Here is a 14,168-nt window from a genome sequence, read left to right as displayed (position 1 = left end):
TCGCTTAATTGATAAGCATTATCATTTTTATTATGTTCGCCGGGAGCATCCCGGTGAATGGATTTCATGCAACAACCCGGACAGGTACGTCGGGTGGGATCCCCCTACTGTTATGTTGCATAAGGTCAGACCATGAGTTCCACCCTTACCGCCAGCGAGAAGTCTGATGCGTCGGCCGTGGCGTCGCATTACAAAAGCATTCTGCTACGGCGTTTTATCTTAGCGGGCATTCTCCTGCTGCTAATTCTGTCATCGCTGATCCTTGATTTCATCCTGGGCCCTTCCGGCCTTTCTGTTTCCACGCTCTGGCAGACGCTCTTTCATGCCGCATCGGCGGATGCGGGTATCCGGGTGATTGTCTGGGAGCTGCGTTTGCCCTTCGCACTGATGGCCGTCCTGGTCGGCATGGGGTTGGGGCTGGCGGGCGCTGAAATGCAAACCATCCTGAACAATCCGCTCGCCAGTCCTTTTACGCTTGGCGTCTCCTCAGCCGCCTCCTTTGGCGCGGCGCTGGCGATTATTCTTGGGATCGGCCTTCCGGGTATTCCTGACCAGTGGTTTATCTCGGCCAATGCCTTTGTCTTTGCCCTGTTGGCCTGTTTTGTACTTGACGGGATCAGTCGCTGGACGCGTGTGGCCACCTCGGGCGTCGTGCTGTTTGGTATTGCCCTGGTCTTTACCTTTAACGCATTGATTTCGATTCTGCAGTTCGTCGCCAGCGAAGATACGCTCCAAGGGCTGGTTTTCTGGACGATGGGCAGTCTGGCCCGAGCCTCCTGGGATAAACTGACCATTCTGGCGGTGGCGCTGCTTTTGATTGTGCCTCTGTCGATGCGCAACGCCTGGAAGCTTACCGCCCTGCGTCTGGGGGAAGATCGCGCCATCAGTTTTGGCATAAACGTGCGTCAGCTACGCCTTGCCACACTGCTGCGCATCAGCATTATTTCAGCCCTCACCGTTGCCTTTGTCGGCCCAATTGGCTTTATCGGCCTCGTTGCCCCGCATATCTCCCGCATGATGTTTGGCGAGGATCACCGCTTTTATCTGCCAGGCAGCATGCTGATTGGCGCGCTGGTCCTCTCTCTTGCGTCGGTGCTGTCAAAAAACATTGTTGATGGCGTCATCATTCCGGTTGGCATCGTTACCTCGCTGGTGGGCGTGCCCTTCTTCCTCAGCATTATCATTCGCCACCGGGGAACATTATGACCGACGGCCTGAAAATCAACGATTTGCATACCGGCTATCGTAAAAAGAAGATCATCGACGGGCTGACGACCCCTCTGCTGCCGCGTGGCAGAATTACCGCCCTGCTCGGCCCTAACGGTTCAGGCAAATCCACCCTGCTGCGCGCGCTGGCCGATTTGAATCCGGCGCAGGGCACGCTTGAGCTCAACGGCGAAAATCTGATGACGTTGCCGACGGCAACGCGAGCTCAGAAAGTGGTTTATCTGCCGCAATCGCTGCCGCAAGGGGTGCATTTGCATGCGCTGGAGTCAGTGATTGTTGCCCGCCGGGCCAGCGGCGTTGACGCGCAACGGCACGTCGAAAAAGAGGCCTACGACATTTTGCACAAGCTTGGGATCTCGCATCTGGCGATGCGTTATCTCGATCAGCTATCCGGCGGGCAAAAGCAGTTGATTGGTCTGGCGCAGTCGCTTATCCGCAAACCTGACCTGCTGCTGCTTGATGAGCCGCTCAGCGCACTCGATCTTAATTATCAGTTTCATGTCATGGACATTGTGGCCCGTGAGACGCGGCTGCGTAACATCGTGACCGTGGTGGTCATTCATGACATCAACATCGCCCTGCGTCATGCCGACTATGCCGTCATGCTGAAAAATGGCGCGCTGGTTGCCAGCGGTGAGCCGGAAGCGGTGGTCACGCCCGCTAACCTTGCCACTGTCTATGGCGTGCAGGGCCGAATTGAATGCTGTTCACAGGGACTGCCGCACGTGGTGGTCGATGGCTTAACACAATAAAAAAGGAAGACGGGGAAACCATGAATCTGAAGAAGGCCCTTATTGCCGTGGCGGGTGGCGCGGTTCTGCTGCTGTCACCATTATTCACGCAGGCCGCTGACTGGCCGGTAACGGTCAAGGATATGGATAATCGCACGGTGACCATTCCACATGAGCCACAGCGCATTATTTTGCAGGATGGCCGCGACATTTTCGCCCTGGCGCTACTGGAGCGAGACAATCCCTTTGCCAAAGTCGTCGCATGGAACAATCTGCCGAAAAAACAGGATACCCAGACCTGGGAGCTACTGAAACGCAAGTGGCCGCAGGCTGAAAAGATCCTTGATATGCAGTTTTCCGATCAGGGGAATGTGGATCTGGAAACCATCCTCTCCCGTCAGCCTGATCTGATGATTGCCCAACTGCGCGCTAAACCGTCGCTGGTGCAGAGTGGTGTGCTCGCGAAGCTTGAAGCGCTACATATACCGGTTCTTTTTGTCGATTACGAACTGCACCCGGTGGAAAATACCCTGCCGAGCATTACGCTGCTGGGCAAAGTGATGGGGCAGAACGAACGCGCCAAAGCCTATACGGATTTCTACCAACAGCGTCTGGAAACCCTGCAACAACGCGTGGCGACCGCCGCCAGAAAACCGCTGGTGTTTATTGAGCCTATCGCGGGTGTCGCCGGTCTGGACAATGGCTGCTGTTTCACCCACGCGCGTAACGGTTGGGGCGGTCTGGTGGAAGCGGCAGGCGGCGTGAACATTGGTTCACAGTTGTTGCCGGGCGCGACGGGCACCGTGTCAGTGGAAAAGATCATCTCCCTGAATCCTGACTACTACCTGATGAGTGGGTCAAAACGTCCGGGGAAAGGCACGGCAATCATCCCGTTTGGCTATAACGTCGAGCAGAAAGAGGTTGCTGCCGCCTTTAATGCCCTGCTGGCCCGCCAGGGTGTCAGCAGCATTCCGGCAGTGGTTAAGGGACATACCGGGGCGTTGTATCACCACTTTTACAACAACCCTTACAACATTGTCGCCATTGAAACACTGAGTAAGATCTTCTACCCGGACCGCTTTAAAGACCTCGACCCGCAGGCGGATTATCACACCATCATCAAGCGCTTCACCCAGATCCCGGATGACAATATTGTCCTGAGTTATACCCCTTCACACTAAGCGCGCTGGCGCCGTCATCCGACGGCGCACCGATGTCTCAGGGCTGAGGTTGTTCTGTCAGTGCCGCGCTTTTCGCCGCCATCCAGTCCTGGCGCAGCCAGATACCAAGCCCTATCCCCGTCAGTGCCAGCGCCAGCACATACCAGGCGGGTGCCATTGGGCTGACCCCCATTAACATGGTAACGGCAATTGGCGTCAGCCCACCAAAAATGGCATACGAGACGTTGTAAGAGAATGAAATCCCGGTAAAACGTACTTCAGCAGGAAAGGCACGAACCATCACGTAGGGCACGGCACCGACAACACCTACGCAGAGTCCAACCAGACCATAGAGCACGAACAGCTGTTCAGGATGACTGCCCACCTGGTGATAGAACAGCCAGCTCGAAACGGCCAGCAGGAGGCCGCCGATAACAAAGGTTTTGCTCGGCCCAAACTTATCCACCACCAGACCCGCAATCAGGCAGCCAACGCAAAGCATAATGGTGGCTATGCTGTTGGCCTGTAGCGTCAGTGCAGGGGCCAGCCCATACTGTTTTTGTAGCCAGACAGGCGACATCAGAATCACTACCACGATGCAGGCCGAGAGCAGCCATGTCAGCAGCATAGAAACCACCACCGCTTTTTTATGCTTTCGCACGACGGCTTTAACCGGTAGCTCTTGTGCCAGCGCTTTACGCTGTTGCATTTCGAGGAAGACAGGCGTTTCCTGTAACCAACGACGAAGATACATGGCCACCAGACCAAATGCGCCGCCGAGCAGGAAGGGGATACGCCAGCCGCCATCATGGATCGCCTGCTGGCTCAGGCTGGTGTTGATAAGGGTTGCCACAACGGAGCCCAGCAGGATCCCAACGGTGAGTCCTGCGGTCAGGGTGCCGCACGCGATGCCGATACGACGTTCCGGCACATGCTCCGCGACAAAAACCCATGCTCCCGGTACTTCACCACCAATTGCGGCCCCCTGGAGTACACGCATAAGCAGCAGAAGCAGAGGGGCAATCAGCCCGACCGAGGCATAAGTCGGCAGTAAACCAATCGCCAGTGTAGGGACGGCCATTAGCAGGATGCTGAGGGTGAACATCTTCTTACGCCCCACCAGATCGCCGAAATGCGCCATCACAATCCCGCCCAGTGGACGCGCCAGATAGCCTGCGGCAAAAATGCCGAAGGTCTGTACCTGACGTAGCCATTCCGGGATGTCCGCCGGGAAGAACAGCTCTCCCACCACGGCAGCAAAGAAAACGAAGATAATAAAATCGTAAAACTCCAGCGCGCCGCCTAATGCGGCAAGCGTGAGAGTTTTGTAATCCTGTTTATTCAAAGGGCGTGTGTGTTTTGACATAACGGACCATAGGTAAAGAGGCGGGTTAAGGTAATATTTACGATAGCTGTAAATTAAAAGTTACTATACCGTAAATAATTTAACACGCCACTACACGAACCGATTAAATCAAAAAACGCGCAACATCAGGAGATTGTCTCGCGCCTGGCACTTTTTGGACGAAAAGACGCTACCCGGGCGGGATTGGTTTCGACATAAGGGCCTTCAAGCAACTGTACACAATACGGTACACTTGCAAAAATGCCCGGCACTTTTACGTTACCTTCTGCATCCTTCAGCCCTTCCAGCGTCTCTTTGATGGATTTAGGCTGGCCCGGCAAATTCAGAATCAGCGCCTGTTTGCGGATCACGCCCACCTGACGGGAGAGAATGGCTGTCGGCACAAAATTGAGGCTTATCTGGCGCATCTGTTCGCCAAAGCCTGGCATTTCACGATCCGCTACTGCCAGTGTGGCATCAGGCGTAACGTCGCGGCGTGCAGGACCGGTGCCGCCAGTGGTCAATACAAGATGGCAGCTCATCTCATCCACCAGCTCGCAGAGTGTCTGCTCGATGATGTTTTGTTCGTCCGGGATCAGACGCGTTTCGATAGAAAAAGGGGTAATGAGAGTGGCTGCGAGCCACTCCTCAAGCGCCGGGATGCCTTTGTCCTGATAGATACCGCTGGAAGCGCGATCCGAGACAGAAACTAAACCAATGCGTAAGGTGTCCATATTCATTCCGTATAAAAAAGTCTGACTTACGGAAATGATACACGTGAAGCGGAGAAGCAGACAGAGGGGAAACGTGGCCGAAGACCGGCCACGCAGAATGATTACAGCAGGTCGCCGATCATTTTTTCCAGTTTTTCCTGGTCAACAGCAAACTTACGGATACCGTCCGCCAGTTTATCCACTGCCATTGGATCCTGGTTATGCTGCCAGAAGAACTGCGCTTCGGTGATGCGTTCAGGACGCGCTTTCACTTCGCCCGTATAAGCCAGTTTGCGCTCGATAGCGCCTTCGCTTTCCGCCAGCTCTTTGAGCAGTGCCGGAGCGATAGTCAGACGGTCGCAGCCTGCCAGTTCCAGAATCTCACCCAGGTTACGGAAGCTTGCGCCCATCACCACGGTTTCATAACCGTGCTGTTTATAGTACTGATAAATTTCAGTCACGGACACCACGCCCGGATCTTCAGCCGGTGCGTACTCTTTCTTATCCGTGTTCGCTTTGTACCAGTCAAGAATACGGCCAACGAACGGAGAGATCAGATAAACGCCGGCTTCGGCACATGCACGCGCCTGCGCGAAGGAGAACAGCAGGGTCAGGTTACAGTTGATGCCCTCTTTTTCCAGCTGTTCTGCCGCACGGATGCCCTGCCAGGTAGAGGCCAGTTTGATCAGGATACGATCGTTGCTGATGCCCGCATCGTTGTACAGTTTGATCAGATGTTTGGCCTTGGCGATAGAGGCTTCAGTGTCGTAGGAGAGACGCGCGTCCACTTCGGTCGAGATACGACCCGGGATCAGCTTGAGGATTTCCAGACCGATATTCACTGCCAGTTTGTCTGAAGCGTCGATAATCTGCTGCGCGCGATCGCTGCTCTGGCTTTTAGCCCAGGTGATGGCGTCATCAATCAGTTTACGGTATTCAGGGATTTGGGCAGCGCCAAGAATCAGAGAAGGGTTGGTGGTAGCGTCCTGCGGCTGATACAGCTTCATTGCTGCGATATCTCCGGTGTCAGCCACGACTGTCGTGTATTGACGCAGAGAAGTCAATTTATCCGTCATGATAGTGTTTCTCTTTGAACTTGTTAGGGGGATGTAACCGGTCTGCCCTGATGATAACACGACGCACTGGCAGCGCAACCGCGCAGTGAAGTTGCGTAACTATGATAAACTCGATTTATTAATTGCCTGCGAAGTAGTCTGCGACAGCTCGTGGCGCTGCTTATTTTTCCGTGTCATGGCATAAACAAGAGGGACGTTAATGCCTGAATTCTTTTCCTTTATCAGTGAAGTACTGTGGGACTCACTGATGCTCTATTTACTGCTTGCGGCGGGTATCTGGTTTGCCTTTCGCAGCAAATTCGTCCCTTTCCGGCTACCTGGCGACTTCTATCGCAACCTCAAACGTCGCCGTAGCGCGCAGCCTGGGGGACTAAGCGCATATCAGGCCCTCTTTCTCAGTCTTGCTGCCCGCGTAGGTAGCGGAAACCTCGCCGGCGTGGCGTTTGCCATTACCGCCGGCGGCCCTGGTGCGATTTTCTGGATGTGGGTTTCGGCCTTCATCGGCATGGCGACCTGTTTCGCTGAATGCACGCTGGCACAACTCTACAAAGAACGAGATGCAAACCAACAGTTTCGCGGTGGTCCGGCGTGGTATATGGCCCGCGGGTTGGGCATGCGCTGGATGGGAGTGCTGTTCTCACTCTTTTTGCTGTTTGCCTATGGACTCATTTTCAATACCATTCAGGCCAACTCCGTGGCACGTGCCGTACACTACGCCTGGGGTATCCACCACCTTATCCCCGGCATAATACTTGCCGCGCTTCTATTGCTGTTGATGACGCGTGGGCTGCGCATCATTGCAAGCGTGGTGCAGTGGGTAGTGCCGCTGATGGCGTTAGGCTGGGTTGCCGTAAGTATCGTTATCAGCATAAGCCATGCTGTCGAACTTCCTGGGGTTTTTGAGGCCATTTTTCGGGGGGCTTTTGGCTGGCAGGAAGCTGCTGCCGGTACGATGGGGTATACCCTCAGCCAGGCGCTGACCAGCGGTTTTCAGCGCAGCATGTTCTCCAACGAAGCGGGTATGGGCTCCACCCCCAACGCAGCGGCAATGGCCTCCTCTTCCCCTCCCCACCCGGCTGCCCAGGGTTTTGTACAGATGATTGGCGTGGTCATCGATACGTTTATGGTCTGCACTGCCAGTGCGGTTGTTCTTCTGCTGGCGAACGTCTCCCCCGCGGAGGGCACCTTTAGTGGGACGCAAATGGTGCAGGACGCGATGGTAACGCTCACGGGCAATTGGGGAGCCAGTTTCGTGGCAGGTCTTGTCTTCCTCTTCTCCCTGACCTCCATCACGGCAAATTATGTTTATGCCGAAAACAACCTCATCTTCCTGCGGCTAAACAGCAAGAGAAACATTTGGCTGTTACGCGCAGGAATACTGCTAATGGTCGTCATCGGCTCTCTGTTGCGTATGCCATTACTCTGGCACCTGGCCGATGTGGTCATGGCATTTATGGCGATCGCCAATCTGACCGCTATCCTGCTGCTCTCCCCCGTCGTCAACGTCATTGCGGGTGACTATCTACGCCAGCGCAAGCTGGGGATAACGCCCGTTTTTGATGCCAGCCGCTATCCCGAGATCCATCGCCAGCTCGCGCCAGGAGCATGGGACAGTGAGACAAAACGGACAACTGACAATCACAACTATTGATCAACCCGGTTCGCTTTTTTGTTAAAATCAGCAAAAAATTCCCTGCAAGGACTGAATATGCTGATTCTCATTTCACCCGCCAAAACGCTGGATTATCAGAGCGAGCTGGCCACGACACGCTTCACTCAGCCTGAGCTGCTGGACCATTCTCAGCAGCTCATTGATGTTGCTCGCCAATTGACCGCGCCGCAAATCAAAACCTTAATGGGAATCAGCGATAAACTTGCCGACCTGAACGCCACGCGTTTCCACGACTGGCAGCCGGACTTTACGCCACAGAATGCCCGCCAGGCTATTCTGGCCTTCAAAGGCGATGTCTATACCGGCCTGCAGGCGGAAACCTTCTCAGAGGCCGATTTTGATTTTGCCCAGCAGCATCTGCGCATGCTTTCTGGACTCTATGGCGTCTTGCGACCGCTGGATCTGATGCAGCCGTATCGCCTGGAGATGGGCATTCGCCTGGAAAATGCGAAAGGCAAAGATCTCTACCAGTTCTGGGGCGACACCATCACCGAGAAACTCAACGAAGCCATTAAAGCGCAGGGCGATGAGGTGGTGGTCAACCTGGCTTCAGATGAGTACTTCAGATCGGTAAAACCTAAAAGCCTGAAGGCGCGTATCATCAAACCGGTCTTCCTCGATGAGAAAAACGGCAAGTTCAAAGTCATCAGCTTCTATGCCAAGAAAGCGCGTGGACTGATGAGCCGTTACATTATTGAAAAACGGCTGACGAAGCCTGAGCAGTTAACCGGATTTAACAGTGAAGGCTATTTCTTTGACGAGGAGCAGTCAGGAAAAGGTGAACTGGTTTTTAAACGTCACGAGCAGTAACGACGTTTCCCCTCTCCGCCCGGAGAGGGGAATCAGTAGCATTAACGCTTCCAGCCCGGACCGCGGTCGTCATGTCGGTCATCATGGCGATCGTCATGATGGTCACGAACCGCTTCATGATGCGACCGCCAGTGGTTATCACGCATCTCATAGTGACGGTTCCACCAGTCATGGTCACGCCAGCGCCCGCCATCCCAACGGTTGCCATGATTATCACTGTCGCCAATTTGCAGTTTTACTGCCGGCACGAGGGTAATTTCTGCAGCCTGTGTCGCCAGCGGAGCCACCATCACTAACGAAATCGCTAAGAAAACAGGTTTCAACATGGGTTACTCCTGGGTTCATTTTGCCCGTTATGGGCCGATGAAAGGAGCTTAAGCAAAGTGATGACCGGTTGTTATTCTCTGCAATCCTAATCTTTAAGTGCCCGCATTTATTGAGAATTTCTACATTTTTCCTGCGCAATGCCTCCGCATTTCCTCCGTATTTGCGCGAAAAAAAACCGGGTTGCCATGATGCACACCCGGCCTTTAGAAAGCTCGTCTACTGCTTAGGCTTTGCTCATCATCAGCTTACGTAATTGGGCAAAATCAGCAGGCAGGTGGTGGGAAAGCAACTCAAGTTCTGCACGCTCGGCCAGCTCTTTTGGCAACGCCAGCGGTTCGCCCAGAATCTCTTCCACGCTCTCTTTAAATTTCGCCGGATGGGCCGTACCGAGGAACAGACCATATTCGCCAGGATGCAGCTGATCGCGCAGCGCACGGTAAGCGATAGCCGCATGAGGCTCGGACAAATAGCCTTTGCCTTTCAGCTCACGCATGGTCTCTTTGGTGGTTTCGTCATCCACCGCGGCATAGCCTAACTCGTTCAGACGCCAGATTTTACGGCGGAACAGCTCCTCAACACGCGGCCAGTTATTCGGCTGGCTGACGTCCATCGCATTAGAGAGAGTGGCCTGCGTCGCTTTTGGCTTCCATTCGCCCTCCTGCAGGAAGCGCGGCACCGTGTCGTTGGCATTGGTGGCCGCGATAAAGCGTTTGACTGGCAGACCCAGTGACTTCGCCAGCAGGCCGGCAGTCAGGTCGCCGAAGTTGCCGCTCGGCACAGAGACGACCAGTTGATTGCGGGCTTCCTGCGGCAGTTGCGCTACGGCTTCAAAGTAGTAACAAATCTGCGCCAGCAGGCGGCTGATGTTAATGGAGTTAGCGGAGTTCAGACCCAGCGCGACTTTCAGCTCTTCATCATCAAATGCCTGCTTCACCAGCGCCTGGCAGGCATCAAAATCTGCGTCGATGGCAACGGTTTCGATGTTGCCACCCAGCGTGCAGAACAGTTTCTCCTGCAACGGGCTGATCTTACCGTTCGGGTAGAGGATAACGACACGCACGTTTTTCAGACCGTAAAACGCATGAGCGACCGCGGCACCGGTATCACCTGACGTGGCGGTCAGAATGGTTACTGGCTTATCCCCGCTGATGGAGGTCAGCATCTGCGCCATAAAGCGCCCGCCGAAGTCTTTAAAGGCCAGCGTCGGACCGTGGAACAGCTCCAGGCAGCCAATATCGCTTTCAACCGCCTTCACCGGGGCCGGGAAAGCAAATGCGTCGCGGACGCGCGCTTCCAGAACCTCTGGTGGCAGTTCATCACCGATAAACGCACCGAGGATCTTTGCGCTGCGCGTAACGAAATCCTGCCCCAGCATTTCGTCGATCTCTGTCAGGCTAAATTCCGGCAGATCGTGAGGAAAAAAGAGCCCCTGATTTTTGCCAAGGCCCTGCGTGATGGCCTGTGCGAAGCTGACCTGTTCGTTGTGATCTTTTAAGTTATAGAGTTTCATTGGTTATCCCACTACTCGTGCGCCCGTCGTATCCAGACGGCAAATATGAACAAAGCCTTCCTGATTTTGCAAATAGTGTTTGCTCAGCCAGTCAGCCACACGCTGCGCGGTTTCGGTTTTATCACACAACGCAAAGAGTGTGGGTCCCGAACCAGAAATCCCACAGGAGATGGCGCCAATCTCTGCCACCGCCTGGCGCGCTTCACCAAAGCCCGGCAGCAGTTTAGTGCGATACGGCTCTGCAATAACATCTTTCATTAACGTCGCAGCAAGTGCGGGCTGACGCGAATAGCAGGCATGAATAAAGCCCGCCAGGTGCCGACCGTGAGCAATGCAGTCCTGGCGACGATACTGCGCAGGCAGGATAGCGCGGGCTTCTGCCGTCGATACTTTGATTCCCGGATAAGCCAGCACCCAGAGCCACTCATCAAAGCATGGCACCTGCTGGCTGATTATGCCGTTTTCCTCGATCATCAGTTGCATGCCGCCGAGGAAGCAAGGGGCGACATTATCGTAGTGAATACTGCCGGAGATACGCCCTTCCAGCTCGCCCATGATCGCCAGCATTTTACTGTCGTTCAAAGGCTTACCGCAGTATTCGTTCATGGCGACCAATGCCGCGACCACCGAACAGGCGCTGGAGCCGAGGCCGGAACCAATCGGCATATTTTTTTCGAGCGTCATCGAAACCGGAACCGTTTTACCGATCTCCTGGCAGAAGCGCTCCCAGCACTGATAAACAATATTCTCTTTCGGGTTGGTGGGCAGCTTGCTGGCAAAGCGCCCCAGATTCTGGAGGCGAAAACTGTCAGCCGCTTCAACCGAGACATTATCGCCCAGCAGCGTCCCATCGACAGGTGTCACTGCCGCACCCAGTACATCAAAACCTACGCTCATGTTGGCACTGGAGGCCGGAGCATATACTTTCACCATCTTAAACTCCCAACTTCCAGGAAAGAGTACGCAACAGATCAGCAAACACCCCCGCTGCCGTTACGTCATTACCCGCACCATATCCACGCAGTACCAGCGGTATCGGCTGATAATAGTGGCTGTAGAACGCGAGGGCGTTTTCGCCATTTTTCACTTTATAAAGCGGATCGTTGCCATCTACTTCGGCAATTTTTACCCGGCAGACGCCGTCCTCTTCGATATTTCCCACGTAGCGCAATACTTTACCTTCATCACGCGCTTTTGCCACGCGAGCGGCAAATGCATCATCCAGTTGCGCCAGGCGATCCATGAACTCCGTCACCCCGCCGCTGGCATCGAATGTCTCAGGTAAGACAGGTTCAATCACAACGTCGGACAGTTCGAGCTCGCGTCCGGTTTCGCGTGCCAGAATCAGCAGCTTACGAGCGACGTCCATACCCGAGAGATCATCGCGCGGGTCCGGCTCAGTAAAGCCGATGTCTCGCGCCGCTTTGGTCGCGTCCGACAGGCTCATCCCCTCGTCCAACTTGCCAAAAATAAAAGAGAGAGAGCCCGACAGGACGCCGGAGAAGCGTTGCAGTTCATCGCCCGCATTGAGCAGGTTTTGCAGGTTTTCAATAACCGGCAAGCCCGCGCCGACATTGGTGTCATAAAGGAACTTACGACGCGATTTCGCCGCCGCATGGCGCAACTGGTGGTAGTAATCCATTGACGAGGTATTGGCCTTTTTGTTTGGCGTAACCACATGGAAACCTTCACGCAGGAAATCAGCATACTGATCGGCAACACTCTGATTAGACGTACAATCGACAATGACCGGGTTGAGCAGATGGTACTCTTTCACAAGACGAATCAGGCGGCCTAAATTGAACGGCTCTTTTGCCTGAGCCAGTTCAGCCTGCCAGTTCTCCAGGTTCAGACCATGCACATTGGTGAGCAAGGCTTTGGAATTCGCCACACCACAGACGCGCAGATCAATATGCTTGTTCTTCAGCCAGGTTTGCTGGCGCTTAAGCTGTTCCAGCAGCGCTCCGCCGACACCGCCTACGCCGATGACAAAGACTTCGATAACCTGGTCAGTATTGAACAACATCTGATGCGTGACGCGCACGCCCGTTGTCGCATCGTCGTTGCTCACGACGACCGAGATGGAACGTTCGGAAGAGCCCTGGGCAATGGCAACGATATTAATATTCGCACGGGCAAGCGCGGCGAAGAATTTTGCGGAGATACCGCGCAGCGTGCGCATCCCGTCACCTACAACCGAAATAACGGCAAGACGCTCCATGATGGCGAGCGGCTCCAGTAATCCTTCTTTCAGCTCCAGATAAAACTCATCGCTCAACGCGCGTTGCGCGCGCGCGCAGTCTGATTGCGGTACGCAGAAGCTGATGCTGTATTCAGAGGAAGACTGAGTAATCAGCACGACGGAAATTCCTGCGCGGGACATGGTCGCAAACACGCGGGCCGCCATGCCGACCATACCTTTCATGCCGGGGCCTGAAACGTTAAACATCGCCATGTTATTCAGGTTAGAGATGCCCTTAACCGGCAGACCATCTTCATTAGAGGTGGCCCCAATCAGGGTGCCCGGTGCTTGCGGATTACCGGTATTTTTAATCAGACAGGGGATCTGGAACTGGGCAATAGGGGTGATTGTGCGCGGATGCAGCACTTTTGCGCCGAAGTAGGAAAGCTCCATGGCTTCCTGATAGGACATGGATTTCAGCAGTCGCGCATCCGGGACCTGGCGCGGGTCACAGGTATAGACGCCATCCACATCAGTCCAGATTTCACAACAGTCCGCACGTAAACAGGCCGCCAGTACCGCAGCGGAGTAGTCAGAGCCATTACGCCCCAGCACCACCAGCTCGCCTTTCTCATTACCGGCGGTGAAACCGGCCATCAGAATCATATGATCGGTGGGGATACGGCTTGCAGCAATTCGACGGGTGGATTCAGCAATATCCACGGTAGATTCAAGGTAGTGACCAACAGCGAGCAGTTTTTCGACCGGATCAATCACAGAGACATGGTGGCCCCGTGCTTCCAGCACGCCTGCCATGATAGCAATCGAGAGTTTTTCTCCACGGCAGATCAGTGCTGCATTAACGCTGTCCGGGCACTGACCCAGCAGGCTAATCCCATGCAGAACATGTTTAATTTGTGCAAATTCTTGTTCAACGACACTTTTAAGCGAAGCGAGGGGGAAACCGGGTTGGGCGTCTGCGAGTCCTGCAAGAAGCTCAGCAAAAATCCGTTCTGCATCACTGATATTCGGTACGGCATCCTGACCACCAATGGTCTTTTCAATCATGGCGACCAGGTGATTGGTGATTTTCGCCGGGGCAGATAACACTGTCGCCACCTGCCCCTGCCTGGCATTACTTTCCAGGATGTCGGCAACACGCAGAAACCGTTCCGCATTTGCCACTGATGTACCGCCAAACTTCAACACTCGCATGTTATACCCCTTGATCTCTGGTCGAAAAAAAAGCCCGCACTGTTCAGGTGCGGGCTTTTTTCTGTTTTTCCTGTACGCGTCAGCCCGCACCATTACCTGTGGTAATTGTGGTGGTGGTAATAATGGTGGTGACGATGCTGATGCGTTTCATGGCTGTTGTGTGCTCTGTTATTTTTATCTGTCTGTCGCTGTGCCTATAT

The 14,168-nt window shown here is 54.4% G+C and carries 13 protein-coding genes and 1 other annotated feature; of the genes, 5 read left to right on the top strand and 8 right to left on the bottom strand.

Annotated features, from left to right (window positions below; genetic code table 11):
- Positions 1–132: 132 nt before the first annotated feature.
- The 3 genes from KXR87_RS04755 to KXR87_RS04745 are packed head-to-tail and all read left to right on the top strand — an operon-like array spanning position 133 to position 3,139.
- Entirely contained in the window at positions 133–1,206 is a 1,074-nt protein-coding gene (locus KXR87_RS04755; protein WP_437431106.1) for a FecCD family ABC transporter permease, read from the top strand.
- Entirely contained in the window at positions 1,203–1,979 is a 777-nt protein-coding gene (locus tag KXR87_RS04750) for an ABC transporter ATP-binding protein (RefSeq protein ID WP_437431105.1), read from the top strand. Before KXR87_RS04755 ends, KXR87_RS04750 begins: the two co-directional genes overlap by 4 nt.
- A 20-nt stretch (positions 1,980–1,999) precedes the next feature.
- Entirely contained in the window at positions 2,000–3,139 is a 1,140-nt protein-coding gene (locus tag KXR87_RS04745) for an ABC transporter substrate-binding protein (protein ID WP_437431104.1), read from the top strand.
- Positions 3,140–3,176: 37 nt separating this feature from the next.
- On the opposite strand, the gene KXR87_RS04740 is transcribed toward KXR87_RS04745, so the two are convergent.
- The 3 genes from KXR87_RS04740 to tal form a co-directional block, all read right to left on the bottom strand.
- On the bottom strand, positions 3,177–4,484 hold the full coding sequence (locus tag KXR87_RS04740; RefSeq protein ID WP_437431103.1) for an MFS transporter: 1,308 nt from the start codon (positions 4,482–4,484) through the stop codon (positions 3,177–3,179).
- 125 nt (positions 4,485–4,609) lie between these two features.
- A complete protein-coding gene (gene mog, locus KXR87_RS04735) occupies positions 4,610–5,197 on the bottom strand; it encodes a molybdopterin adenylyltransferase (protein WP_437431102.1) in 588 nt (195 codons plus the stop codon).
- Positions 5,198–5,298: 101 nt separating this feature from the next.
- The gene (gene tal, locus KXR87_RS04730; RefSeq protein WP_437431101.1) at positions 5,299–6,252 is read right to left on the bottom strand and encodes a transaldolase; all 954 of its coding nucleotides are present in this window, start codon (positions 6,250–6,252) and stop codon (positions 5,299–5,301) included.
- 199 nt (positions 6,253–6,451) lie between these two features.
- On the opposite strand from tal, the gene KXR87_RS04725 reads away from it, so the two are divergent.
- Both KXR87_RS04725 and yaaA read left to right on the top strand, forming a co-directional pair.
- Positions 6,452–7,903, top strand: a complete 1,452-nt coding sequence (locus KXR87_RS04725; RefSeq protein WP_437431100.1) for an alanine/glycine:cation symporter family protein — start codon at positions 6,452–6,454, stop codon at positions 7,901–7,903.
- 57 nt (positions 7,904–7,960) lie between these two features.
- Positions 7,961–8,734 carry a peroxide stress protein YaaA gene (yaaA, locus tag KXR87_RS04720; protein WP_437431099.1) on the top strand — a complete coding sequence of 258 codons (774 nt, stop codon included), beginning with the start codon at positions 7,961–7,963 and terminating at the stop codon, positions 8,732–8,734.
- Positions 8,735–8,775: 41 nt separating this feature from the next.
- Here the strand turns inward: yaaA and KXR87_RS04715 are convergent, their stop codons facing one another.
- The 5 genes from KXR87_RS04715 to thrL all read right to left on the bottom strand — a co-directional run bounded on the left by KXR87_RS04715 (position 8,776) and on the right by thrL (position 14,119).
- Complete coding sequence (locus tag KXR87_RS04715) at positions 8,776–9,060, bottom strand: DUF2502 domain-containing protein (protein WP_437431098.1); 285 nt, start codon at positions 9,058–9,060, stop codon at positions 8,776–8,778.
- 224 nt (positions 9,061–9,284) lie between these two features.
- Entirely contained in the window at positions 9,285–10,571 is a 1,287-nt protein-coding gene (gene thrC / locus KXR87_RS04710) for a threonine synthase (protein ID WP_437431097.1), read from the bottom strand.
- A gap of 3 nt (positions 10,572–10,574) precedes the next feature.
- Positions 10,575–11,504, bottom strand: a complete 930-nt coding sequence (gene thrB, locus KXR87_RS04705) for a homoserine kinase (protein WP_437431096.1) — start codon at positions 11,502–11,504, stop codon at positions 10,575–10,577.
- Between the two features lies 1 nt (position 11,505).
- Positions 11,506–13,968: a bifunctional aspartate kinase/homoserine dehydrogenase I gene (thrA, locus tag KXR87_RS04700; RefSeq protein ID WP_437431095.1), complete on the bottom strand. Its 2,463-nt coding sequence runs from the start codon at positions 13,966–13,968 to the stop codon at positions 11,506–11,508.
- 23 nt (positions 13,969–13,991) lie between these two features.
- Positions 13,992–14,112: a sequence feature (Thr leader region), on the bottom strand.
- Complete coding sequence (gene thrL / locus KXR87_RS04695; RefSeq protein WP_072042696.1) at positions 14,048–14,119, bottom strand: thr operon leader peptide; 72 nt, start codon at positions 14,117–14,119, stop codon at positions 14,048–14,050. Its footprint overlaps the feature before it by 65 nt.
- Positions 14,120–14,168: the final 49 nt, after the last annotated feature.

The sequence above is a fragment of the Yokenella regensburgei genome (assembly GCF_051486985.1).
Taxonomy (GTDB): domain Bacteria; phylum Pseudomonadota; class Gammaproteobacteria; order Enterobacterales; family Enterobacteriaceae; genus CBFFRJ01.
This window is presented reverse-complemented; position numbering and strand designations above follow the sequence as displayed.

Bases quoted from the DNA above. Each gene is read 5' to 3' on its own strand.
- KXR87_RS04755 (WP_437431106.1), top strand. From the start codon at position 133: ATGAGTTCCACCCTTACCGCCAGCGAGAAGTCTGATGCGTCGGCCGTG.
- KXR87_RS04750 (WP_437431105.1), top strand. From the start codon at position 1,203: ATGACCGACGGCCTGAAAATCAACGATTTGCATACCGGCTATCGTAAA.
- KXR87_RS04745 (WP_437431104.1), top strand. From the start codon at position 2,000: ATGAATCTGAAGAAGGCCCTTATTGCCGTGGCGGGTGGCGCGGTTCTG.
- KXR87_RS04740 (WP_437431103.1), bottom strand. From the start codon at position 4,484: ATGTCAAAACACACACGCCCTTTGAATAAACAGGATTACAAAACTCTC.
- mog (WP_437431102.1), bottom strand. From the start codon at position 5,197: ATGGACACCTTACGCATTGGTTTAGTTTCTGTCTCGGATCGCGCTTCC.
- tal (WP_437431101.1), bottom strand. From the start codon at position 6,252: ATGACGGATAAATTGACTTCTCTGCGTCAATACACGACAGTCGTGGCT.
- KXR87_RS04725 (WP_437431100.1), top strand. From the start codon at position 6,452: ATGCCTGAATTCTTTTCCTTTATCAGTGAAGTACTGTGGGACTCACTG.
- yaaA (WP_437431099.1), top strand. From the start codon at position 7,961: ATGCTGATTCTCATTTCACCCGCCAAAACGCTGGATTATCAGAGCGAG.
- KXR87_RS04715 (WP_437431098.1), bottom strand. From the start codon at position 9,060: ATGTTGAAACCTGTTTTCTTAGCGATTTCGTTAGTGATGGTGGCTCCG.
- thrC (WP_437431097.1), bottom strand. From the start codon at position 10,571: ATGAAACTCTATAACTTAAAAGATCACAACGAACAGGTCAGCTTCGCA.
- thrB (WP_437431096.1), bottom strand. From the start codon at position 11,504: ATGGTGAAAGTATATGCTCCGGCCTCCAGTGCCAACATGAGCGTAGGT.
- thrA (WP_437431095.1), bottom strand. From the start codon at position 13,968: ATGCGAGTGTTGAAGTTTGGCGGTACATCAGTGGCAAATGCGGAACGG.